Origin of the sequence: Methanogenium cariaci JCM 10550 (assembly GCF_001315945.1) — an archaeon.
In the GTDB taxonomy this organism is placed as follows: domain Archaea; phylum Halobacteriota; class Methanomicrobia; order Methanomicrobiales; family Methanomicrobiaceae; genus Methanogenium; species Methanogenium cariaci.
Window position 1 is genome coordinate 1 of sequence record NZ_BBBG01000020.1, and the last position, 19223, is coordinate 19223.

At 52.5% G+C, this 19223-nt stretch carries 24 protein-coding genes and 4 pseudogenes; 14 read left to right on the top strand and 14 right to left on the bottom strand.

From position 1 onward, the window contains the following. Positions 1-116: 116 nt before the first annotated feature. Positions 117-875 carry a DUF4398 domain-containing protein gene (locus tag JCM10550_RS23400; RefSeq protein WP_245619213.1) on the top strand — a complete coding sequence of 253 codons (759 nt, stop codon included), beginning with the start codon at positions 117-119 and terminating at the stop codon, positions 873-875. A 25-nt stretch (positions 876-900) separates the two neighbouring features. Here the strand turns inward: JCM10550_RS23400 and JCM10550_RS23405 are convergent, their stop codons facing one another. Next, positions 901-1197 (bottom strand): hypothetical protein, encoded by a 297-nt coding sequence (locus tag JCM10550_RS23405; RefSeq protein WP_245619214.1) that lies wholly within the window; start codon positions 1195-1197, stop codon positions 901-903. A gap of 11 nt (positions 1198-1208) precedes the next feature. On the opposite strand from JCM10550_RS23405, the gene JCM10550_RS23410 reads away from it, so the two are divergent. Next, complete coding sequence (locus JCM10550_RS23410; RefSeq protein ID WP_281175409.1) at positions 1209-1691, top strand: transglutaminase-like domain-containing protein; 483 nt, start codon at positions 1209-1211, stop codon at positions 1689-1691. A 184-nt stretch (positions 1692-1875) separates the two neighbouring features. On the opposite strand, the gene JCM10550_RS13270 is transcribed toward JCM10550_RS23410, so the two are convergent. Continuing rightward, positions 1876-3396 carry a glutamine synthetase family protein gene (locus tag JCM10550_RS13270; protein ID WP_062399805.1) on the bottom strand — a complete coding sequence of 507 codons (1521 nt, stop codon included), beginning with the start codon at positions 3394-3396 and terminating at the stop codon, positions 1876-1878. A gap of 466 nt (positions 3397-3862) precedes the next feature. Continuing rightward, positions 3863-4030, bottom strand: coding sequence for a hypothetical protein (locus JCM10550_RS19100; protein ID WP_157200279.1), 168 nt, complete (start codon positions 4028-4030; stop codon positions 3863-3865). On the opposite strand from JCM10550_RS19100, the gene JCM10550_RS13275 reads away from it, so the two are divergent. The 7 genes from JCM10550_RS13275 (at position 4031) to JCM10550_RS19105 (ending at position 9630) form a co-directional block, all read left to right on the top strand. After that, the gene (locus tag JCM10550_RS13275; RefSeq protein ID WP_062399807.1) at positions 4031-5899 is read left to right on the top strand and encodes a hypothetical protein; all 1869 of its coding nucleotides are present in this window, start codon (positions 4031-4033) and stop codon (positions 5897-5899) included. It begins immediately after the preceding gene. Further along, positions 5788-6567: a hypothetical protein gene (locus tag JCM10550_RS13280; RefSeq protein WP_157200280.1), complete on the top strand. Its 780-nt coding sequence runs from the start codon at positions 5788-5790 to the stop codon at positions 6565-6567. The genes JCM10550_RS13275 and JCM10550_RS13280 overlap by 112 nt, the downstream gene beginning before the upstream one ends. After that, positions 6510-7094 carry a hypothetical protein gene (locus JCM10550_RS13285; RefSeq protein ID WP_062399811.1) on the top strand — a complete coding sequence of 195 codons (585 nt, stop codon included), beginning with the start codon at positions 6510-6512 and terminating at the stop codon, positions 7092-7094. The genes JCM10550_RS13280 and JCM10550_RS13285 overlap by 58 nt, the downstream gene beginning before the upstream one ends. After that, positions 7024-7497 (top strand): hypothetical protein, encoded by a 474-nt coding sequence (locus JCM10550_RS13290; protein WP_157200281.1) that lies wholly within the window; start codon positions 7024-7026, stop codon positions 7495-7497. The genes JCM10550_RS13285 and JCM10550_RS13290 overlap by 71 nt, the downstream gene beginning before the upstream one ends. 18 nt (positions 7498-7515) lie before the next feature. Beyond that, entirely contained in the window at positions 7516-8685 is a 1170-nt protein-coding gene (locus tag JCM10550_RS13295) for a hypothetical protein (protein ID WP_062399821.1), read from the top strand. Continuing rightward, positions 8595-9374, top strand: coding sequence for a hypothetical protein (locus JCM10550_RS13300; RefSeq protein ID WP_157200282.1), 780 nt, complete (start codon positions 8595-8597; stop codon positions 9372-9374). The genes JCM10550_RS13295 and JCM10550_RS13300 overlap by 91 nt, the downstream gene beginning before the upstream one ends. A gap of 112 nt (positions 9375-9486) precedes the next feature. Beyond that, positions 9487-9630 (top strand): hypothetical protein, encoded by a 144-nt coding sequence (locus JCM10550_RS19105; protein ID WP_157200283.1) that lies wholly within the window; start codon positions 9487-9489, stop codon positions 9628-9630. 96 nt (positions 9631-9726) lie between these two features. On the opposite strand, the gene JCM10550_RS13305 is transcribed toward JCM10550_RS19105, so the two are convergent. Beyond that, positions 9727-10176, bottom strand: a complete 450-nt coding sequence (locus JCM10550_RS13305) for a hypothetical protein (protein ID WP_062399824.1) — start codon at positions 10174-10176, stop codon at positions 9727-9729. 19 nt (positions 10177-10195) lie between these two features. Further along, a complete protein-coding gene (locus JCM10550_RS13310) occupies positions 10196-10417 on the bottom strand; it encodes a hypothetical protein (protein ID WP_062399826.1) in 222 nt (73 codons plus the stop codon). 102 nt (positions 10418-10519) lie between these two features. Between JCM10550_RS13310 and JCM10550_RS13315 the strand changes: the two genes are divergently transcribed. The 4 genes from JCM10550_RS13315 to JCM10550_RS13330 all read left to right on the top strand — a co-directional run bounded on the left by JCM10550_RS13315 (position 10520) and on the right by JCM10550_RS13330 (position 12839). Next, positions 10520-10936, top strand: a complete 417-nt coding sequence (locus tag JCM10550_RS13315; protein WP_245619216.1) for a cation:proton antiporter regulatory subunit — start codon at positions 10520-10522, stop codon at positions 10934-10936. 71 nt (positions 10937-11007) lie between these two features. Continuing rightward, entirely contained in the window at positions 11008-11856 is an 849-nt protein-coding gene (locus JCM10550_RS13320) for a cation:proton antiporter (protein ID WP_062399828.1), read from the top strand. Then, a complete protein-coding gene (locus tag JCM10550_RS13325) occupies positions 11853-12122 on the top strand; it encodes a hypothetical protein (RefSeq protein WP_062399830.1) in 270 nt (89 codons plus the stop codon). Before JCM10550_RS13320 ends, JCM10550_RS13325 begins: the two co-directional genes overlap by 4 nt. Before the next feature lie 75 nt (positions 12123-12197). Next, positions 12198-12839, top strand: a complete 642-nt coding sequence (locus tag JCM10550_RS13330) for a helix-turn-helix domain-containing protein (protein WP_083475519.1) — start codon at positions 12198-12200, stop codon at positions 12837-12839. 128 nt (positions 12840-12967) lie between these two features. Here the strand turns inward: JCM10550_RS13330 and JCM10550_RS13335 are convergent. The 4 genes and pseudogenes from JCM10550_RS13335 to JCM10550_RS13350 all read right to left on the bottom strand — a co-directional run bounded on the left by JCM10550_RS13335 (position 12968) and on the right by JCM10550_RS13350 (position 15539). Continuing rightward, a pseudogene (locus JCM10550_RS13335) lies at positions 12968-13554 on the bottom strand (nucleic acid-binding protein). Further along, positions 13551-14063 carry a hypothetical protein gene (locus tag JCM10550_RS13340; RefSeq protein ID WP_062399835.1) on the bottom strand — a complete coding sequence of 171 codons (513 nt, stop codon included), beginning with the start codon at positions 14061-14063 and terminating at the stop codon, positions 13551-13553. The pseudogene JCM10550_RS13335 and the gene JCM10550_RS13340 overlap by 4 nt, the downstream one beginning before the upstream one ends. Then, positions 14038-14670, bottom strand: a complete 633-nt coding sequence (locus JCM10550_RS13345; protein ID WP_062399837.1) for a hypothetical protein — start codon at positions 14668-14670, stop codon at positions 14038-14040. Before JCM10550_RS13345 ends, JCM10550_RS13340 begins: the two co-directional genes overlap by 26 nt. A gap of 113 nt (positions 14671-14783) precedes the next feature. After that, on the bottom strand, positions 14784-15539 hold the full coding sequence (locus JCM10550_RS13350) for a hypothetical protein (protein ID WP_062399839.1): 756 nt from the start codon (positions 15537-15539) through the stop codon (positions 14784-14786). A 185-nt stretch (positions 15540-15724) separates the two neighbouring features. Here JCM10550_RS13350 and JCM10550_RS13355 point away from each other — a divergent pair. Then, a pseudogene (locus JCM10550_RS13355) lies at positions 15725-15918 on the top strand (DUF1858 domain-containing protein). A gap of 6 nt (positions 15919-15924) precedes the next feature. On the opposite strand, the gene JCM10550_RS13360 reads toward JCM10550_RS13355, so the two are convergent. The 5 genes and pseudogenes from JCM10550_RS13360 to JCM10550_RS13385 all read right to left on the bottom strand — a co-directional run bounded on the left by JCM10550_RS13360 (position 15925) and on the right by JCM10550_RS13385 (position 19105). Further along, the gene (locus tag JCM10550_RS13360; RefSeq protein ID WP_062399841.1) at positions 15925-16296 is read right to left on the bottom strand and encodes a cysteine-rich small domain-containing protein; all 372 of its coding nucleotides are present in this window, start codon (positions 16294-16296) and stop codon (positions 15925-15927) included. Positions 16297-16340: 44 nt separating this feature from the next. Next, positions 16341-16853, bottom strand: a complete 513-nt coding sequence (locus tag JCM10550_RS13365; RefSeq protein ID WP_062399843.1) for a hypothetical protein — start codon at positions 16851-16853, stop codon at positions 16341-16343. 67 nt (positions 16854-16920) lie between these two features. Further along, positions 16921-17291, bottom strand: a pseudogene (gene nrdD, locus JCM10550_RS17465) (anaerobic ribonucleoside-triphosphate reductase). Between the two features lie 284 nt (positions 17292-17575). Continuing rightward, positions 17576-18220, bottom strand: a complete 645-nt coding sequence (pyrF, locus tag JCM10550_RS13380) for an orotidine-5'-phosphate decarboxylase (protein ID WP_083475520.1) — start codon at positions 18218-18220, stop codon at positions 17576-17578. Then, positions 18213-19105: pseudogene (locus tag JCM10550_RS13385) on the bottom strand (deoxyhypusine synthase). The gene pyrF and the pseudogene JCM10550_RS13385 overlap by 8 nt, the downstream one beginning before the upstream one ends. Positions 19106-19223 lie beyond the last annotated feature (118 nt).

Here is a 19223-nt window from a genome sequence, read left to right on the forward strand (position 1 = left end):
GGTTGCAACGGTCGAAAGGGTTGTAATCACTCATATTTGAATCATTTTTGAAACCGAATGAAAAATGATAATTTCACACCGAAGTGCTATTAATCAGAGAATATAATGTATCGATCATGAACCTGGATATTCCCCCCCAACTGGTTCCCGCTGTTGTCTGTGTCATGCTGCTTGTCATCGCGGGTGCCGGGTGCATGGAGGAGGCATCCATTGAGAAGGCGGAGACCAACCCCCCCACACCGACTTCTGAGGCAGACGACCTCTTGTCCCAGGCTGAGATGGCGATGGGAAACAGCAACTACCGGACAGCATCATCCCTTTATGAGGAGGCATATAAATTCTACACAAATTCGGGCGATGACACAAATGCCCTCCTCGCACGAAACGGTATGTTCCGTGCAACGCGGGCGATCATAGAGTACCCGCACAACCGGACGGCCGCCGGGGCAGCGATGCAGGCCGCAGTCCCCAACCTCACGGAGACCGACATGAACGCATGGCTGGACGGGCGTGCCCAGACGATCGAATCGGACGGGGGGGAGGTTCTCTACTTCGGGGATGTTGCTGCCAATTTCCTCTATGCAAACGTCGCCTACCTCAGGCCGATAACAGCAACAATGCTGGACTTCGGGTATATCTCACGCTACGCGATCCCGGAGGGGGCATCCCCCCCGCCGGTGACGGTGGCGTCCTCCCGTACATCGACCCCCCCATCCGCTACACCGGCACCGAAAAGCTGGAGGTGCCTGAGTCCGTCCTGCCGGAAACGGGGACGCTTGCCATCTGGTATCCCCTTCCGCTGGAGACCGAATCACAGCGGGACGTTGTGGTCACGAACCTTTCGTATAAGGAATATATCGTCACCGGGCCGGTGACCGAGGGGCGAATTGCATATGTCTATTACGAAATCCCGGCGGAGGCAATCGATGGCGACCTCCTCATGACGCTGATATCGCCTTTACGTCGTACGAGCAGCGCTTTACGGTCGACCCCCCCGTGAAGGTCAGGGCATATGACACGACAGACCCGGAGTATCTCCTCTACACCTCCTCGTCCCGGAACATCAAGGTCACAGACGAGTGCCGTGAACTCGCTGCGACAATCGTCGGCGACGAGACGAACCCGTACCTCCAGGCACAGCTCATCTACCGTTACATCATCAACACCTACCCTACAGTTTTGCCCCCCCGCACGCATCACTTGACACCATCGAACCGAAGGTTGCAGAGTCGTCCTACATGCTCGCGACCGGCCACGGCGACTGCGGAACGCAGAGCATGTTCTTTTCGGCGCTCTGCCGGTCACTTGGCATTCCCGCACGGGCGCCGGGCGGTTACCAGATGATCCTTGCGGAGACACCGGGGACGCATTTCTGGGCGGAGTATTATATCGAAGGCTACGGCTGGGTTCCCTGTGACACGACGGTCGCAGAGATCGCCGACTGGGTGGACATCCCGGAGGGGGGGGATCGAGAGGCCTTCAAGACCTACTACGCGAATAACCTCGACCCGACCCGTCTTGTGATCCAGAAGGATGTCGATGTCAGAATGAACCCCCCCGCCTTCCCTGAGGGTGCCGTTGTATTCCGGCTGGTTCGGCAGAGTCCTGCGATTGTCTCGGATGAGGCGACAGTGGATATCGGGGCGTTTTCAGGATTCCACTTCACCATTGATGTCGAAGAAGAGGAGTAGGCAACACACATTCCCCCCCTTTTTTCAGAGAACGTGCACCGTGCAGGAAAAGGGATTTTACGATCATTACCATAATGGTGCGGGGGGGATTGGCGTATGATTTTGGGATTGACCTGGTTTGTCCCCGATATGAATTTTGTGGAATTCCATGTGGGTTCAAAAAAAGGGTGAAGGTATTTTCGTATTACGCAACGTGAATGTAGGACTCTACAAGTTCACCGATCTCGTCGTTCTTGCCGTAGAGTTTTTCGCTCATTCCTTTATCATCGAATGCCTTCAGCGTTGCAATCCTGCTGTCGATCATACCTGCGGGGAAGATCTCGTTCTCCTCAAAGATCGCACGCTTCTGGGCAAGCACTTCAGCAGATTCCCAGCATGAGGCAGGCAGCTGTCTGAGCTGATCCAGTTTTTCTTTATTCTCGGGCTTGAAGATGCTGGCGTCAACATACAGTGACTCTGCGGACTCAAGCGCATTGGGCATGTTAATTCCGTGGAGGGCTGACACAATCAGACTGGCAACCGTCAGGTAGATGTCTGCGGAACCATCGGCAACGCGGTATTCGAATGTCTGCTTTGAAGGTCTCACTTCATCAACGCTGCCATCGTCAGGGTTTGCGTCACGGGTCATGTTCTGGTCGCCAATCCAGCCGAGTGGCACACGGACGACGACAGAGCGGTTCCGGTCGCCCCAGCAGATATTGGTCGGTGCTTCCTGGTGGGGGGGTACGAGGCGGAGGTATGAGGTAGGAATACTGTTCCCGAACGCAGTGACTGCATCGCCGGCATCAAGGATACCTGCGATCATCTTGCGTGCCATCGGGGGGGAGAGGACGCCATTTTCAACCATCAGGTTTTTGCCGTCCTTTTCCGCGAGCATGTGGAAGTGCAGACCACTTCCTGCCTTGCCGACGGTGATCTTCGGTGCAAAGCTGATGTCGACACCATACCGGAATCCGAGCATCCGTACGATCCACTTGGCGATGATCAGCTGTTCTGCGGCTTCCTCGACCGGTGTGGGGAGGAACTCAATCTCATGCTGCTCGTAGTACTTGTCGCCGTTGGTGAAGCAGCCGACTTCTGAATGAGCGTATTTTATTTTTCCGCCTGCCTGGGCGATCAGTCTCATTGCCTCAACCCGCAGATCCTCAAACTTTGCGAACGGTTCTGAAGCGTGGTAGCCCCTCTGGTCAAGACCGGGGGGGTAGAGATCTTCTTTCTGACTGATCACGTAGTATTCGAGTTCTCCCAAGGTCTTGAAGGTCGCACCGGTCTGCCGGGTGAACTCCTCATCTGCCTTGCTGAGGACATATCCGGGTGCACTCTCCAGGGGGGGTTTGCCCTCGTTGTCATAGAAGGAGCAGAGAATTTCAAGGGTCGGGGTCTCAACAAAGGGGTTCACAAACGCGGTGCGGTAGCGGGGGGGGATTACATACAGGTCGCTGCTTCCTGCATCAATAAAGGAGAACATATTGCTGCCGTCTACCCGTTCGCCATCTGCGAGAATGGTATTCAGGTGATCTTTTGAGGAGATAATAAAGTTCAGTGTCTTTAATTTGCCGTCCTCTGCAACGTAGCGGAGGTTGATCATCTCGATTTCATTTTCTTCACAAAAATGAATGATATCTTCTTTGGTAAATTCAGATGGAGATTTCTTGAGGAACCGGACAAGACTGTTCGGGTTCATCAGGATTTCAGAGTTCTTCATGTAGTAATAACGTGCGCTATGTTTCTATAAATTTCTAATCAGTTATTTTAAGACATTTATTCTGAAAATAGGAAAAAATATATCTGTATGTCACTAGGAACATTCCTTCCTACTCATCCGGGACCGCTCCTCACACTGTGTCACTCTCCCTTGGATCTGATGTTCTACCGTCCGGGTCGTGTGGGCCAACCGGAAATCTTCCATCGATATGTTTTGGTAGGGATTTTTGAAACCGTGCAAATCGGTGGCATTCAAACCCGGTGATCACCGGAGTTGCTATGGCTTCCCCTGTCCTGCAGGAACGGTGTATACGTAAAACGGATTTGTTGGAAAAAATCCTGAACGGGAATTAGTTAATGTAGTTTTGTTAATCCATTGCGTTTTGAAAATCTATTTATTCGAATGGTGCCGAGACTATTGCACCTGATAAAAGTGGTATATTTCAGGAGTAATGGTAAATATGAGTTTAGTTGATATGATTAACAAAAGGGATCTGCCCCCCTCTTTTTGCCCTGCTGCTGGTGGCAGTGGTATGTGCTGTTCCGGCATGTGCTGCTTCCACAACAGAAGTGACAGTGCAAAAGATTGCAGACGACGGCACAACAGTCCTCGATGAGAGGACTGTCAGTGCCACATGGATGGAAGAGAATCTCCCCCCCGTGATGGGAGACGGAACAACGCACTACTACGCACAGGCCCATCTTTTGAACCCAATCCTCTCTGGGACGAAACAGAGACAGTCAACTGGGAAGGCAAGGATATGGGTGCGGTCAGGGGGGGTACTGACATTAAAGACCTCTGTAACCTTGTTGGCGGTGCCGAGACCGGAGATGAAATTTTACTCCGTGCTTCCGATGGATTCAATAAGCGTTTCCCGTATGAGAATGTTTATTCTCCTCCTGCACGCCAGGGCCCGATTGTGCTAACCTGGGAGATAAACGGTTACTCGGTGAATGATGGTTCATATGAAGATGGTATGCGCAATGTTTTCTTTGCTGACACCTCCACCAATCCGGAGGGAAAACATGTCTATGGTACGTGGGATATGCATGAGACAATGCCGGAAGATTACTGGCATTATTTCTCTGGTGTATATCCTGCAACAACAGGTCTGGGTGTGCAGATCATCAGCCAGATTGAGATCCTCACGGATGAACCGGTACCTGTGGCACCTGTCACCGTTTACGATGGCGGTGTCACCATTTCTGACGAGACCTTCTCGTGGACGGATTCCAATGGGGATGTCTACGATATCGACTGGCAGACTCCGCACGGTGCGCTTGAAGCCGCTGCAACAGACGGTGGATTCACCTATGTCGCCGGGTGGAAGGATGATAAAAACACGGCTCTGCTGAATAATCTCTTCGCAGACGATACCTGGTACAACTTCAGCAAGACCGATGGTGTCGGCTGGAACTATCAGGTGAACGGTGTCTATCAGAACTACTTCTCAACCGAAACCGGCATCTCGAACTTCGACGGCCTTTCCGATGGCGATGTGATCACGTATTACTTTGGGCCAAAGGACGACCAGACAACCGACAATGCGGTTGCCATCATCACGATTGACGTCGCCTTTGGCAGTGCTGTCACGACAGTATATGACGGCAGTGTGAGCCTTTCTGACGAAACCTTCTCGTGGACGGATTCCAATGGGGATGTCTACGATATTGACTGGCAGACGCCCCCCCACGGTGCGCTTGAAGCCGCTGCAACAGACGGTGGATTCACCTATGTCGCCGGTTGGAAGGATGATAAAAACACAGCTCTTCTGAATAATCTCCTCGCAGATGATACCTGGTACAACTTTAGCAAGACTGACGGAGTTGGCTGGAACTATCAGGTGAACGGTGTCTATCAGAACTACTTCTCAGAGGAAACCGGCATCTCGAACTTTGACGGCCTTTCCGATGGCGATGTGATCACGTATTACTTCGGCCCCCCCAAGGACGACCAGACGACCGACAATGCGGTTGCTATTCTCACCATTACGGTGGAGACCGGCACTGGCCCTGCCCCTGGTGAAGACTGGGAAATTACGGTAAAGAATGGGAACCGTGTGTTCACTGTCGACAAGGCATACTTTGAGTCAGGCGTCGGCTGTGGCCACGCTGCCTCTTATACGGATGCGGATGGCACATGGGCCGGCATGCCCCTCTACTTCCTTGTGGGACTCGTCGATGACGACAACACCCATGGTGCTGGCGCCTTCAACCGTGCTCTTGCAGCAGAGGGATACTCTGTTGAAGTAACCTCTGGAGACGGCTATTCCATTAACTTTGAATCCGCTGACATTGCAGATAATGCGAATATCTTCGCGGCAAATACCCTCAACGGCGCTGAAATCCCCGCGACTATTGGTGATGAGGATAAACCTGCTGGCCACTCCGGATGTCCGGTTCCGAGGTCTCTGCAGGCAAACTTGTTGGCAACATTGCCACTATCGAACTTATCGGTGTCCCTGAACCTTCCGCAGGCTGGGAACTTGCCGTCAACGGCCTGATCTCCGATAAGGTAACAGAAGCAGAGTTCAATGACTTCTGCATGCACAACGTCACCTGGACAGACGGAAACGGTGATGTCTGGGAAGGTGTCCCACTCTGGGTCATGGCCTCAGTCTCTGACAACTATGAGTCAAAGCCCCCCCACTGGACCTTCGATGACGCTGCGGCAACAAACGGATACACCGTCCGTATCATCGCCGGTGACGAATTCTCCTGTGACGTTGCCAGTGCGGACATGGCACGCTCGGATGACTACATCATCGCAAGTATCTGCAACGGAGAACCCCCCCTCTCCCGCGAAGGTGACGAGGCACCCTATCCCCCCCTGCGGCTGGTAGGATCGGCAGTCTGGGATGAAACCGAAGGGAAATTCACCGGATCAGCGATTGGAAATATCACCACCATTGATCTGGTTGAACTGATTCCGTCCGAACCTGCCGAGGGTTCCTACAACCTCCTGACAAAGGGAGTTATCACCAGTGTCATTACCGAGGAATTCTTTGAATATGCACTTGAATGCCACCACCAGCAGACCTGGAAAAATGAAGAGACCGGTGAACTGTGGAGTGGTATTCCGCTCTGGGTCCTCGCCGGATGGTCGATGACCGCATGCCGCATGGCGCTGACGGCTTCAACGATGCCGTTGCACTTGCCGGCTACACGGTGATCGTCACCGCAGAAGACGGCTATTCCAAGAGTCTTCCGAGCGCGCTCGTTGCCCGCAACAATGGCCTCATTGTCGCAAACACCCTGAATGGAACTCCTCTTAACGAGAGTTTCCCGCTGCGTCTGGTCGGGCCTGCCCTGCCGGAGGCAAGTTACGGTGTCGGCAACCTCGTGAAGATTGAACTGACCGACTTCTGTAAACCGGAAGGCTCACTGCCACTGACCATCGTGAAGTACGCCAATGACGGTGTCACTGAAATCTCCAATGTGACATTTACCTGGGACTGGATGGCAGATAATCTGCCTGTCTATGGCGATGGTGAAACCGAATATAAGTTTGAAGGTCTCTGTTTCCCGCCGAATGACCCGTGGGATATGGCAGAAACCTATCCCGGTGGATTCAAGATTTCCGAAGCGATAAAGGGCACCTCCATCCGTGAACTCTGTGACCTCGCAGGTGGAATGGACCCCCGGAACAGAGATCAAATTTATTGCAACAGATGGCTGGACGAGCAAACTCTCGTATGATGTCATCTACGAACCCGCTGACTGCATTGGAGAACCGGTCCTTGCATGGTACTCAGGGCGAAGCGGTCCGATGCCCGATTATGGTGATGGATTCCGCTTGTTCTTTGCAACCGATGATCACATCTTCGGCCAGAAGGATATGTTTGAAGGTATTCCGTTCCAGTACTGGCACTACAACTCCGGTCTTCCATCCTGTGCGGGTCTTTCTGCCAAGATGCTGACACGGATTGAACTCACGACCTATGCAGATCCGACCTGGAATCTGACCACGCTCGGTGCTATCCCTGCAGAAATCTCGAAAGGATTCTTCGAGGGTGCGATGGGATGTACCATGTCCGGCAACCACAAGGCCATCTACACGGACACGTCCGGTAATGAATGGCAGGTATGCCACTCTGGCTGATCTGCGGATTTGTGGACGATGCCAACCCCCCCACGTGGTAAATCCTACAACCAGACGCTCGCCGAAATCGGCTATGATATCCATATCATCGCTGAAGACGGCTTTGAGACGGTGATTGACAGCCGTAACACGATCAGAAACAACAACTACATCATTGCAAACACCCTCAACGGCCAGCTGATGCGGCCAGAGGATGGAACCGGCTGGCCACTGTGCCTGGTTGGTCCGAATGTCTCTACCCATTATGATGGTGTGAAAGCTGTGAAGAACGTGGTAAAGGTCATCCTTGTCCTTCCACCAGATCAGTATTCCGGCGCAGTCACCGCTGAGTGGGGGGGAGACATCGCGGCAGGCGTCCCGGTCCAGGCATTCATCGGTGATGTTGCTGTGGGCGAGGGTGTGACAGCCGCTACCAATGTGTATGCAACTGCTGATGCACCCTTTGTCATCAATGGTACTTGGTCTCTCTGTGGCGAACCAATCACCTTCATCGTGAACGGTGTTGAGGCAGTCCAGCACCCGGTATTCACGGGTGCACAGACTGTCGCACTTGACCTGACCTTCCCCATCGGCAGTCTGCCGGTAGGTGAAGAGAAATGTGATGGTGTTCCCGCCTGTGTGAAGGCTGACGGAGATATAATCTGTGTCAACCTTACCGGCGGCAATGTAGATGTGGACGGATCAAACATCGCCATCTTCCCTGCCGGAAATGGCTGGGGGAGCATGCTCATTAAAACAAGTGGTGTAACAGAGAATGCAACCGCGGCAACCGGTAGTGTTACCGGTGTCATTGCGACCGGTGACCCTGTCAGAGGACAGGTTCCTGACGTTGGGAATGTCACTGCAGGATTTATGGTCAATATGACCGGTATGCCGGGAGAAAATGCAACAATTGAATCAATGATTACAAAGGCCCCTTCCTCCGAGATGCTTTCCTACTTCCAGCTTGCTGCAGCAGGAGAGGGTGTCGGGGGGGTTCGGGATGTGGCCTACACACTTAATATCCAGAAATCCGGCATCGCAAACGGTGAGGACATCAGCAATGCAACCATCCGGATGGCAGTAACCCCCCCGGCATGGTTTCTGCACATGGTGGTATGGATGCAATTCAGATCATCCGCCACGGTGAGGAAGGCGTCACTGAGATGCTTGAGACCACCTTCGTTGGCTATGATGCAGAGGGCCTGATGATCTTTGAGGCCTTCTCGCCCAACGGACTTTCTCTCTTCGGTATGGCAGCAGTCTCCTCGTCAGCACCTGTTGACGGTGACAACGACGCTCCTGACTGGAAACCGTCAGCGACTCCGACCCCTGCTGTCATAGATCCGGTCCAACCCAACACAAACATCATTGTCTCCTCTGCGGTGATCTTCACCGACGCTGACGGAACCAAGAGTGTTACAATTGACCGTCGTGTGGCAGAGGCCGATGACGCAACGATTGTCGTCACCGGAACCGAGATTCAGGTCCGCATGCACGGTGGCAATCTGCATATACAGACTGCCGGTGTCACTGAGGACGGAAACCTTGTCACTGCTGAAGTCACCCGTGTCTTTTATAAAGGAAGCCCCGTAACCGCCACTCTCGGTGGCATTGGTGACGTGCAGGGTGCAGTCACGATTGACTTCCCGGGAATTCCTGCGTCTGCATCTGATCTCGCCGTCTCCCTTACCGGCACTGTCCCGGCAACGGTTGAAGACGGACTGAAGCAGGCGGCACTCTCTGGCGAAAAGATCGCCGGTGATGTGGCATTCATCATGCCGCTCACCGTCTCCGATGTATCCGCCAGCAGTGCAACCGTTACCCTGACCGCACCTGCTCTGGGTAGAGAGCAGCGGCGGTGCGGACAATGTTGTCATTGCCGGGTACCGGACTGACGGCACGGCAACCATTCTGCCGACAACCGCAGATGATAACGCATTCACAGCAGAATCATCCGCGCTCTATGATGGCTATGCTCTCTTTGCACTCGGTGCAAAAGAGATCGTTGTGGAAACTCCTGCACCCACAGCCACAACAGAAAATCCCACAGATGCAAAAGAGACTCCTGCATCAGGCAGTATCTTTACCACCCTTGCCCTCATCTGTGCAGTCTTCGGTGTTGCCGGATATGCGGCAATGAAGAAGAGATAATCTTTTTTTTATTTTTTAGCCAGAGTGATCAGTATCACCGGCAATGTAAAGGTAACATTTACTGAGTCGGATACGGACGTATTTCAGAAAAAAGAATTATTTTTGCTGTCTTCGTTGCCACCAGGACAGTCTGAGATATGCAAGTTCATGCCGGACATATTCTGTCCAGGTGTGAGTCTCTCTGGCAAGTTCTGTTGTTCGTGCATCTCCTGCATCCAGCCTGCGGTCAACATGCTCTATCCAGGAGTCCACCGCTTCCATCTGTTCCTGAAGTGCAGCGACCTGACGTTCCAACAGTTCAATTCGTTCTTTGCATGATTCCCTATCAGCAACCACTGTATCTTCCAGTGTAGTGATCCTGTCTGCAAACCGGGAGAACTGCTGACCCTGCATTGCTACGGTATTGATGAGCTGAGTCGGCACACGCCCTCCGGAACCGGTCTCCCCCCCGGTTGCGGCCCTCACTGTCTTCTCTTTCTCTTCGCGTGTGTTTGAGATGCTGCTGAGGCGGGATGACGCACCAGCCTTCCCCCCCGTCTCCTTCACTGCCGGGCTCGTATTCTTTTTAGTACCCGGGGGAAGGAGGCCGTTCTTCTCCGCTTTCTTCTTCTGCGATTGCAGAAAATATGCCTGCCGCCTTTTCGTCGTAGACAGGGATCCGGCCCATCTTCTTTGAAGGGATCCGGTTCGGGTGGCGTCGGGCAATATCACGTATGCCTTCTTCCGGGATGCCTGTCATCTCTGCGATATCTGCTGTCTTCAGTCTTTTTCCGGCTGGTGGTTTCATTGATTGTTTCCTCCGGTGCACTCTGCACGAAATGGCCCGGCTTCTTTCATTGAATACTTCTTTACCGGTATACATTAATGCTCTCGTCCCATATTCTGAGGTATGGGGTTCTTTCACCAGGTGCTTCCCGGCATCGGGACGAAATATGAACTGGAGACCGAGAGCGGAGATCTCATCTCTGTCATCTTTATGCCAAATGGCAGAGTCCAGTTGTACACCCAGCCGTCACAATGTCCGGACTGTTATGCAGCAGACCTGAATCCGATGGAGACACGAAGGCTGGGGAATGTGCTCACCGGAGCCATTATGGAGGCAGAAGAGGAAGGGGGGGTGGAGATTGCATTCTCTGCTCTTGCAGACCTCAGGATTGTGGTGCACACCTATATCATCCATGAACAACTCTCCGGGAAATCGATCACCGATCTCGATATCCGATCCCGTACCGGAGTAACTGTTCTTGCGGTTTCCCGTGGGGGGGTAAAAATACCGTTAATCCACGCCCTGATTTTCGGTTTGTAACGGGTGATGCCGTGGTTGTCATTGGTGAATCCGATCAGATCAAGACATTTGAACAGGAGTTTATGGAGTAAATGGAAGGAATCGCCATCGCGTTGGCAGCATGCGTGGGAGTGGCACTCATCTGCCGGCGGTATGCTATTCCGCCTATTCCGTTCTATATCATCACCGGCCTGCTTTTGGGGACTGCGGGCCTTGGCATTGTCGAGACATCCGATGTCTCCGAATGGATTGCCCATATGGGCCTGCTGTTTCTCCTCTTTACGATGGGTCTTCATCTCCATCCGGGTGAAGTGGCAAAACGGCGTGGCTCGTTTCTCATTGCAGGAATCATTGATCTCTGCGTCAACTTCACCGCCGGATTTGCGGTGGCATTCATTATCGGATTGCCCCTGTATGATGCCCTGGTGATCGCCGGAGCATTTTATATTTCAAGTTCAGCTATCGCACTCTCATCACTGATTGACAACCGAAAACTTGGATTTCGTGAATCTGATACGGTGATCTGGCTGATGGTCTTTGAGGATATTATGCTTGTGGCACTGCTGATCCTGTTTACGGCACAGGAGGTCTCACCATTCCGTATCATTGGAATGATCCTTTTTGTGGCGATAGCGGCCTTTGCCTGTGTGTGGAAATTCCAGGGACAGCTCAAACAGTTCTTTGCACGGGAAGATGAACTCCCAATACTTGCGGTATTTCTGGCTGTTGTCATGGCAGTCGCGGTTTCAGAAGTAACCGGCGTTCCTGACAGCCTGTTTGTCATCATTCTTGGTTCAGCAGTATCTCTTGCAGCAGCGGATCGTGCCGAAGTGGTTGCCCGCCCGTTCCGGGAGGTGTTTCTGGTCGTATTCTTTGTATTTTTCGGAATATCAGTCAGTTTTTCCGGTCTGCCCCCCCTCTTCTCATACTTGCGTCGGTGATCGTCCTTGCCATTATTACCAAACTCGTCTCGGCTCTGGTCATAGGTAAGGCCATTCATGGCAGAGTGCTCTCCGGCGTCGATATCTGGACGGATACTGCGTCCCGTGGGGAATTCTCAATTCTTCTGGCACTGCTATATGGATCTCCTGCTGTTGTCCCGATTGTCGCTGCAATGGTGGTTGTAACGTCGTGCGTTGGTTCATTTACGGGAAAATACAGCAAACCTATCCGGCGGTGGTGCGGGCGCATCATTGTAGGAAAATAATGTCAATTAAATGCAAAAAAATTAATATATGGTGTTGTCGAAAAATATGTCATATCCGGTCTTTGATGTGATGCAATGAAACAACCGTCGGTGGTATATCTTAACAGTCGCAAATCCGCTGATTTTGAGAAACAAAAGGGAGATATTGAACATTTCTGTAAATACCGGTTTGATATCTACCGGGTTTTTCATGATCATCAGTCTCCTGCTATTCCGGTCTCAAATCGGTTGATATTTATGGAACTGCTGGATTATTGTGAAGAAAAAGGGATTTCCAATATTATATTCCATGATATGGATGTCACATTAAAAATGCCTGATGCATTCATCAGTGACCTTTCTATGATCCTGAAAAACGGGTATCTCCCCCCCTACTGGGCAAGGGGGGATTTTATTTCCGGTGGGTATGACTCCGATGAACGGCGGGAAGCGGTCATTGCCTTTTCCCGTTATCTGGATCAGTTTTTAGCCCGACATTCAAAGGGAATACCAGGAAAAAAAAGTAATACGGTCTCCAGCCGTAGGCGGGGTCGTCCAAAGGCCCTGGATGAAAAGGGGATCTCTGATCTTCTTGCGGCACGGCGGTCAGGAAAGACCATTGGGGAAGTGTGCCGTATCTTCAACATTTCCCGGAGCACCGTGAGCAAAATTCTTCGTGATTATCCCGAACTGAAAGGGGGGGAATGGAAGGGACCCGTTTCACCGGGGGGGAAATGAATAGGAATATTTTAAAAAAATACCCTGGATCCCTGCGCGATGTAATCCGGGTCCACACAAATATTGCTTTTCGGTGCCCGTTTCTTTCGTCTATTGTTTCGTATGTTGTACGGGCGGAAAAAAAGGTATTAGAATGTTATCCGCTGGAGTGCATGGAGTGCCATCTGGCGGTAGGTTTCCGGGTCGTTTGCATAAAATTCGTGTGCCTTTTTGCTGTCTTCCGTCTGGTCGAAGGCATCAGCGCGATCAAGCGTCTGGCCCGCTGTTTCGTCCACCCATTTCCGGTAGGTGTCCTCATCAATCTCAGCGACAGATTCTGCCCGGATTGATACGAAGGTTGCGCCATCGGGGGGGTGTTGCGTACCTGTGCTTTTCCAACGACTGCTACCCATGCACTCTCCTCAATCCTCGAGATCTGCTGTTTTGCCTCCGGCTGGTATATACCGGCACTGACAAAGAATATCCCGGTCGGATCCTGCACCCGCACAGAATAAAAGGTATTGTCCTCTCCTTTCAGTTCCTTTCGTGTCACCTGACCACAGAAGAAGAGGCGGTTACAGCGTATTCCGCTGGGGGGGAGCATGACATACACCGGGCTCTTCTCATCTTCCCCCCCGTCTTTGAAGGTGAGACGGACTTCCCTCACTTCTGCTGCGAATGCTCTCCGGGCGGGTTCACGCAGGTAACGGCGCTGGCTCTCTTTTGGTGTGCTCATGAGAGATCACCTCCTTTTGGGCCTTCGGCCCGGTTTATCAGCATCGCATGTTCTCCCTGGTCATAGGTAATAAGGTTCAGCGAGTCAGCATCGCTGACAAGGATGGTGCCGTCAATATCCGGCCCCGTGCAGGAGATGTATCTTCCCATCAGACGTTCATGGAATTGCATGAAGACATCATCCGGCCCGAGCGGGGGGGAGATCTCTGCAATTTCAATTGCCTTTTCAAGGGTAAGGCCGGTTGCTTTCTCGACAGCCTCCCGCTGTATGATGACATTCTTTGCCGTGATGCCATCATCGACGACACCGGTAATCCTGAGATCGTACCGAAATTCCTGCTGCATTTCATGCACCGGACAGAAGTTCTGACGCGAAAGGGCCCGATTGCATCCCGCAACTCTGCAGCGTTTTATGAGACCGGATCCTGCGCTCATCTGGACAATTGCACCTGTGATGGTTTCATTGCGTGCGTCACTTCCGATTTCAATATCCGCCCCCTTCCTCCTCAAAGATTGTCGCCCCGGAGAGATTGAGGGAATATCGTTCGTTGTACTCATCAACACCTGCATAATAGATGCTATAGACCTTATCTTCTTTCAGTGCGGTCTCATCTGCATTCCCGTCACGGTTCTTCCAGATGACAAATTTCATCCGGCCGGTTTCGTCACCGACAAGGCCGGTCTGGAACATCCGATCAGAACGCACTTCCCAGTTGTCAAGCATCTTCACCCGGACACAGGCAACACCCGGGGGGGCGAGGTCTGCAATAGGGATGATAACCGGCATTAATGAGCGGTCTTCAGTAATGGAGGAAATCACCGTGCCGGAGTGAATTTTCATGTTTGGTGCACCACGGAATTCATCTATGGTCGCTTTTTCAATCCGGTACCATTTGTGCTCTTCAAGTGGTTCCGCCCCCCCTGATTTTTCCCAGATAACAAATTCCATTGCACCGCTTCCGTCTGCAATGATGCCTTTCTGTGCAATTGCAGGGCTGGGTGAGGGTTGGAGGGCGACGATTTTTCCTTCTACCGTCACCCAGTCATCCGGCTTTGCGGATGCAATCTCGCTGACTTCATCCGGATTGCCTGAAACGGTTTTCAGTGTCGTGGCCATCTCGTCTCCGGCTGGTGAAACTGCTTTTCCGGTATCAGATATTGGAGTTATTTTCGTACCCGAATGGAATTTCAGATTTAGTTTTTCCTGATATATGTCCGCAACCGCAGACTCTATTCGGTACCAGTTTCCTTCTTCGAGAGGGGGGGAAAGCTCTGCTTTACTCCAGATGACAAATTCGATGGCATCCGTTGCATCTGCAATGATCCCCGCTGTGCGATTGCGGGACTCCCTCCCTCTGACACCTTTGTCACCTTTCCTTCAATGGTCGCCCATTCATCGGGTTTCAGTGATGCGATGGTTTTCAGTTCGGGTGTATCTTTGGATGTCCCTGCCATTTTTTCTGCAATCTGGTGCCAGTCCTGGCTGACAATCCTGCTCATCCCCCCCGGAACCGGGACAACCGTTGTGCCGGAGTGCAGTTTGATGTTGAGTTTTTCCCTGTATTCATCCGCAACACAGGATTCAATCCTGTACCATGCATTCTCTTCGAGAGGCGTGAGCTGCGCTTTATCCCAGATGACAAATTCCACTGCACCGGTTTCATCTGCAATGATTCCCCCCCGCTGCGCGATTGCAGGGTTTCCCCCCCCGGCGGCAATCATGACCACTTTTCCTTCAATGGTGGCCCAGTCATTTGCCTGAAGCTCTGTGATCTGCTTTTTATCTTCTGCGTCACGCTGCACGGGGATCTGCTGTTCGCGCATCACCTCATTTATCACCTGACGTTCGGCATCCTCTGCCGTGAGGAAAAATTCATTGATGAGGAGACGAAGTTTTGCCTCAATCTTTTCCGTATCCCGCGTTCCTCCCCCCCGTTCTTCAATTGTTCTGGAGATTCTTTCTGCTGTTTCGGTAATCTTATCCATTATCCATCTCCGTGGTTTTTTCTGATTATCTAGTGTTCATCATGCGATACATAATACCTGATTGGTTTGGTATCCGGTATCGGTGACAGGTCATTAATACCTGCCCATGCAGAGCGAAAGTAATGGTGATGACAGGGGGGGCTGAGATATATCAATAAATACTCTGAATGTCAAACAAACAGGCTATGGTTGTTACCGCAGATAGCACTATAGCAGACATATTAAAAGAGAAGCCGGAAGCAGTGGATGTCCTTTTCAGATTTGGTATGGGATGTATCGGCTGTGCTCTTGCAAACGGGGAGACTCTGAGACAGGCAGCACTCGGTCATGGGATCCCCCCCTGGACGAGCTGCTTGAAGCTCTGGGAATGAAAGAATAAGGAATATTATTCCTGATTTTTTCCCTTTTTGCGTATATCGATCAGTTCTTCGACTGACGCTTCCGGATGGAGGGTCAGGTAGTCTGCAACAGCCGGTTCATGCACAAGTGTGCAGTCTTCACAGGACCATATATTTCCGCCGTTTTCCCGTTCCAACCATTTTCCCAGTGATTCTTCGCCGCAGGGGGGGTAGAGAGGACAGTAGCAGAAATCACAGCGCTGGCCTTCGCAGGACGGATGGCAGGGGGGGTAATAGGGGGGGCATCCGTCAGGATTCCATTGTGACCAGCGATCACCACCGATAGAACTGTGAATATAGAATGCTGGTTTCCTGTGGAATGGTGTTTCAGTGGCAGTCCATGTCTCGGGGGAGGCCATACGCGATTGTCTCAGACACCAGTGCCTGTGCCCGTGTCAGACGTTCATGAACATCGGGTGATTCTTCCGTTTCTTCGCAACAGATGAGAACCAAATTTGTTCCAGGTTCGGGGGGGCAGGGTAACCGCCTGAGATGAATGCCCGGTGTATTGCCTCTTCAGTGGTCCCCCCCAGAAGTGCCCTGAGATCTGATTCGGGGGGAGGGGGGGTTCCCGGCAACAGACCATGATGGTAACCGGGTCGGGGGGGCGTCCTCCTGGTTCAGCCAGTCCTGCGAGAATAAATACCATGATGCCGTCGAATGCAAAGATACGGAGTCGATCTATGGGAATGGAGGATGGCAGACTGACTGCGTCAGGAGCATATCCATGTTTCCTGAGGAGATTTCCAATAACAAAGTATGTATCCTCCGGTGTATTGGTTTGGGGCAGATGGGTGGCGATGATTGTCGATATCCGGGTGATGCTGCTATCTTTGGCAGTGTCCCGCGTGCCCGGCGTGATTGCAGTGAATGCACCGCGGATAAATAGTGCCTGGTCCCTGAGAAAATACCGCATACCTGAGTATATGTTGTATCTGATATGAAAAGCACTACGAATTGAAAAAAGATATGTGTCGGAACTATCAGGCAACGGTGTAGCGGGAGCGGTCTTTGAGTTCCTGCTGTTTGCCCTGGTTCCATCCGGACACATCTGCAAGGTAGCCGGTCACACGCGAGACCTGGGATACATCATGACTGCCGCATTCCGGGCAGATGGGTTTGCCGCAGAGGGGGGGACAGTATTCAATCGTTTCCGTGATATTGTGACTGCAGTGGCAGTGGTCAAGCGGGCACATGATTTCAAGTTCTGTCTCGCCGCAGCAGGGGGGGCAGGGATTCTCATCGACAACGTGGTGGCAGGTGTGGCATTTGTACCTGCGCTCTTCAACTGGAATATCTTCAAGAGTGGGGGGGTATTTTTTTTCAGGCTGAGTTGTTCTGGTGTCCAGTTCATGGAAATATTCTCAGCGACCGGACAGATAAAATGATTGATGTAACCATCCGGGAAATCTCTGATTTGTGTGGCGATATGGCTATGCGTTCTTTTCCCGGCATTTCTGCGTCATTTTCCTGTTTGTGCCACGATACGCAATGAAGGCAGAATATTGTCCATTTAATTCTTCCGGGATACGGGACGGTGGGAGAGAAAAGTGGTATAAAAATGAATGTGCCTCAGGTGACTCATAGGGTTCATCACCTGCGGGCCACGGGGGGGCCTGCATCAGAATCGGTCACTCATCATCGGCGGAACGCGGCATAGGCACGTGCTGCCTCTGCCGGGTCCTCTGCGGTATAGATGGCTCTCCCCCCCACGATCATGCCGTCAATCAGCGGGGGGGCGATGACTGCCGGGTCGCCGCCCTGTGCGCCGACACCCGGAGATAAAATCTTTTTATCTCCGATGATCGTGCGCAGGGCCTGCACGCGTTCAGGGCGGGTGGCAGGTGCAATGATGCCATGAGCACCGGCATCGACGGCCAGCTGTGCCAGAAGTTCGGCATTCTTCCCGCTTAAAAATTCAAGAGCACCGGGATGGCTCATCTCGGTGACGACATAACATTCGCCACCTGCGTCATCGGCGGCCTCCACACAGGCGGCGACAGAGTCGCTCCCGCAGAATCCCTGACAGATGATTCCAGAGCACCCGGCTGCAAAGACCTGCTCTGCAATGAGCCGGTTGGTGTTTGGAATGTCGGCCACCTTGAAGTCGGCAATGAGGGGGATGCCGAATTCGCTCAGGGGGGCCTGCAATATCAAGCCCTGCTGCAAGCACCAGCGGGTAGCCGATCTTGATGGCGTCCAGATGGGGGGGGCGGCGGCCTCTGCCACACTGAGTGCCTCCTCACGGCTGAGGACATCCAGAGCGAGAATCAGGTCAGGCATGTTCGATTCTCTCCCGCACGGCGGCGATGATCAACGGCAGGTTGATCGTCGCGTCCCCATAGACCGTCTGGGCGTGTGCTTCCCCTGTCACCTTGCCCCCCCATGACTTTGCCTCATCCAGCGTTGCCCCGGAGAGCCCGCCAAGGTCAGGGCGGTCACCGGTGAGCTGGACAGCGTAATCAAAGCCCTTTGGGGGGGTCATGAGCATACTCTGGAAGATATAGTTCTTCGGCACACCGCCGCCGATAAGAAATGCGCCTGCCTTTTTCGCCGTGAAACAGGTGTCCATCAGTTGGCTCATATCGCCGAATGCATCGATTGTCACTTTGTGCATCTGGTTAAAGAGCCAGTACTGCAGACCGATCATTGAGTCCTGGATGGCGGGGCAGTATACCGGAATGTCTGCTTCTGCTGCTGCTGCAAGAATACCGGTGTCAAGGTGCTCTCCGATGTGGCGCATAAGACCGGATATTGAGAGGGTGGTTCCGTCGGTCAGTTCTCCGAGCGTCTCCTGCATGAACTCCTCAAATGATATGAATGCGTCCGATGGCAGGAAGATGTCATAAATCCGGTTTATCTCTTCTTCATAGAGTTCATCATCATCACAGATCTCGGTGCCGTGATAGTGGTGGCATCCAATGGCCTCGATGGTGTCATGGGTCATGTTGGCTCCGGTTGAGACCAGCACATCGACATAGCCGTCCCGAATGAGGTCTTCCACAATTCCTCCCATTCCGCCGGGAACCATTGCTCCTGCAAGACCCAGAAAACGCGTCGTATCCACGTCGGTGAACATCTCGGTGCAGATATCTGTCGCCCGCGCAAGATATCCGCCATTGTACGCTCCGGCCTTTCCCAGTTCTTCCACCAGTCAGCCACCGTCATGCCTGCTTTGACCCGTGCCTGTATGACCGGGCTGGTGCAGGCAGCCTTCCCCCTTTTCACCGTCCATATAATCAGAGTCAATGTTGGTTGGATACTACATTAAAACGAACGGATGGCG

What these genes read in the sequence shown, in the direction of transcription:
- JCM10550_RS13275 (WP_062399807.1), top strand. Translation starts at nt 4,031, where the DNA reads ATGGATGGAAGAGAATCTCCCCCCCGTGATGGGAGACGGAACAACGCA.
- JCM10550_RS13280 (WP_157200280.1), top strand. Translation starts at nt 5,788, where the DNA reads ATGTCCGGTTCCGAGGTCTCTGCAGGCAAACTTGTTGGCAACATTGCC.
- JCM10550_RS23405 (WP_245619214.1), bottom strand. Translation starts at nt 1,197, where the DNA reads ATGCGTGCGGGGGGGCAAAACTGTAGGGTAGGTGTTGATGATGTAACG.
- JCM10550_RS23400 (WP_245619213.1), top strand. Translation starts at nt 117, where the DNA reads ATGAACCTGGATATTCCCCCCCAACTGGTTCCCGCTGTTGTCTGTGTC.
- JCM10550_RS13285 (WP_062399811.1), top strand. Translation starts at nt 6,510, where the DNA reads ATGCCGCATGGCGCTGACGGCTTCAACGATGCCGTTGCACTTGCCGGC.
- pyrF (WP_083475520.1), bottom strand. Translation starts at nt 18,220, where the DNA reads ATGCCTGACCTGATTCTCGCTCTGGATGTCCTCAGCCGTGAGGAGGCA.
- JCM10550_RS13315 (WP_245619216.1), top strand. Translation starts at nt 10,520, where the DNA reads ATGGGGTTCTTTCACCAGGTGCTTCCCGGCATCGGGACGAAATATGAA.
- JCM10550_RS13350 (WP_062399839.1), bottom strand. Translation starts at nt 15,539, where the DNA reads ATGGATAAGATTACCGAAACAGCAGAAAGAATCTCCAGAACAATTGAA.
- JCM10550_RS13270 (WP_062399805.1), bottom strand. Translation starts at nt 3,396, where the DNA reads ATGAAGAACTCTGAAATCCTGATGAACCCGAACAGTCTTGTCCGGTTC.
- JCM10550_RS13365 (WP_062399843.1), bottom strand. Translation starts at nt 16,853, where the DNA reads ATGCGGTATTTTCTCAGGGACCAGGCACTATTTATCCGCGGTGCATTC.
- JCM10550_RS13300 (WP_157200282.1), top strand. Translation starts at nt 8,595, where the DNA reads ATGGATGCAATTCAGATCATCCGCCACGGTGAGGAAGGCGTCACTGAG.
- JCM10550_RS13330 (WP_083475519.1), top strand. Translation starts at nt 12,198, where the DNA reads ATGAAACAACCGTCGGTGGTATATCTTAACAGTCGCAAATCCGCTGAT.
- JCM10550_RS13310 (WP_062399826.1), bottom strand. Translation starts at nt 10,417, where the DNA reads ATGAAACCACCAGCCGGAAAAAGACTGAAGACAGCAGATATCGCAGAG.
- JCM10550_RS13360 (WP_062399841.1), bottom strand. Translation starts at nt 16,296, where the DNA reads ATGGCCTCCCCCGAGACATGGACTGCCACTGAAACACCATTCCACAGG.
- JCM10550_RS13295 (WP_062399821.1), top strand. Translation starts at nt 7,516, where the DNA reads ATGCCAACCCCCCCACGTGGTAAATCCTACAACCAGACGCTCGCCGAA.
- JCM10550_RS13320 (WP_062399828.1), top strand. Translation starts at nt 11,008, where the DNA reads ATGGAAGGAATCGCCATCGCGTTGGCAGCATGCGTGGGAGTGGCACTC.
- JCM10550_RS13345 (WP_062399837.1), bottom strand. Translation starts at nt 14,670, where the DNA reads ATGGCCACGACACTGAAAACCGTTTCAGGCAATCCGGATGAAGTCAGC.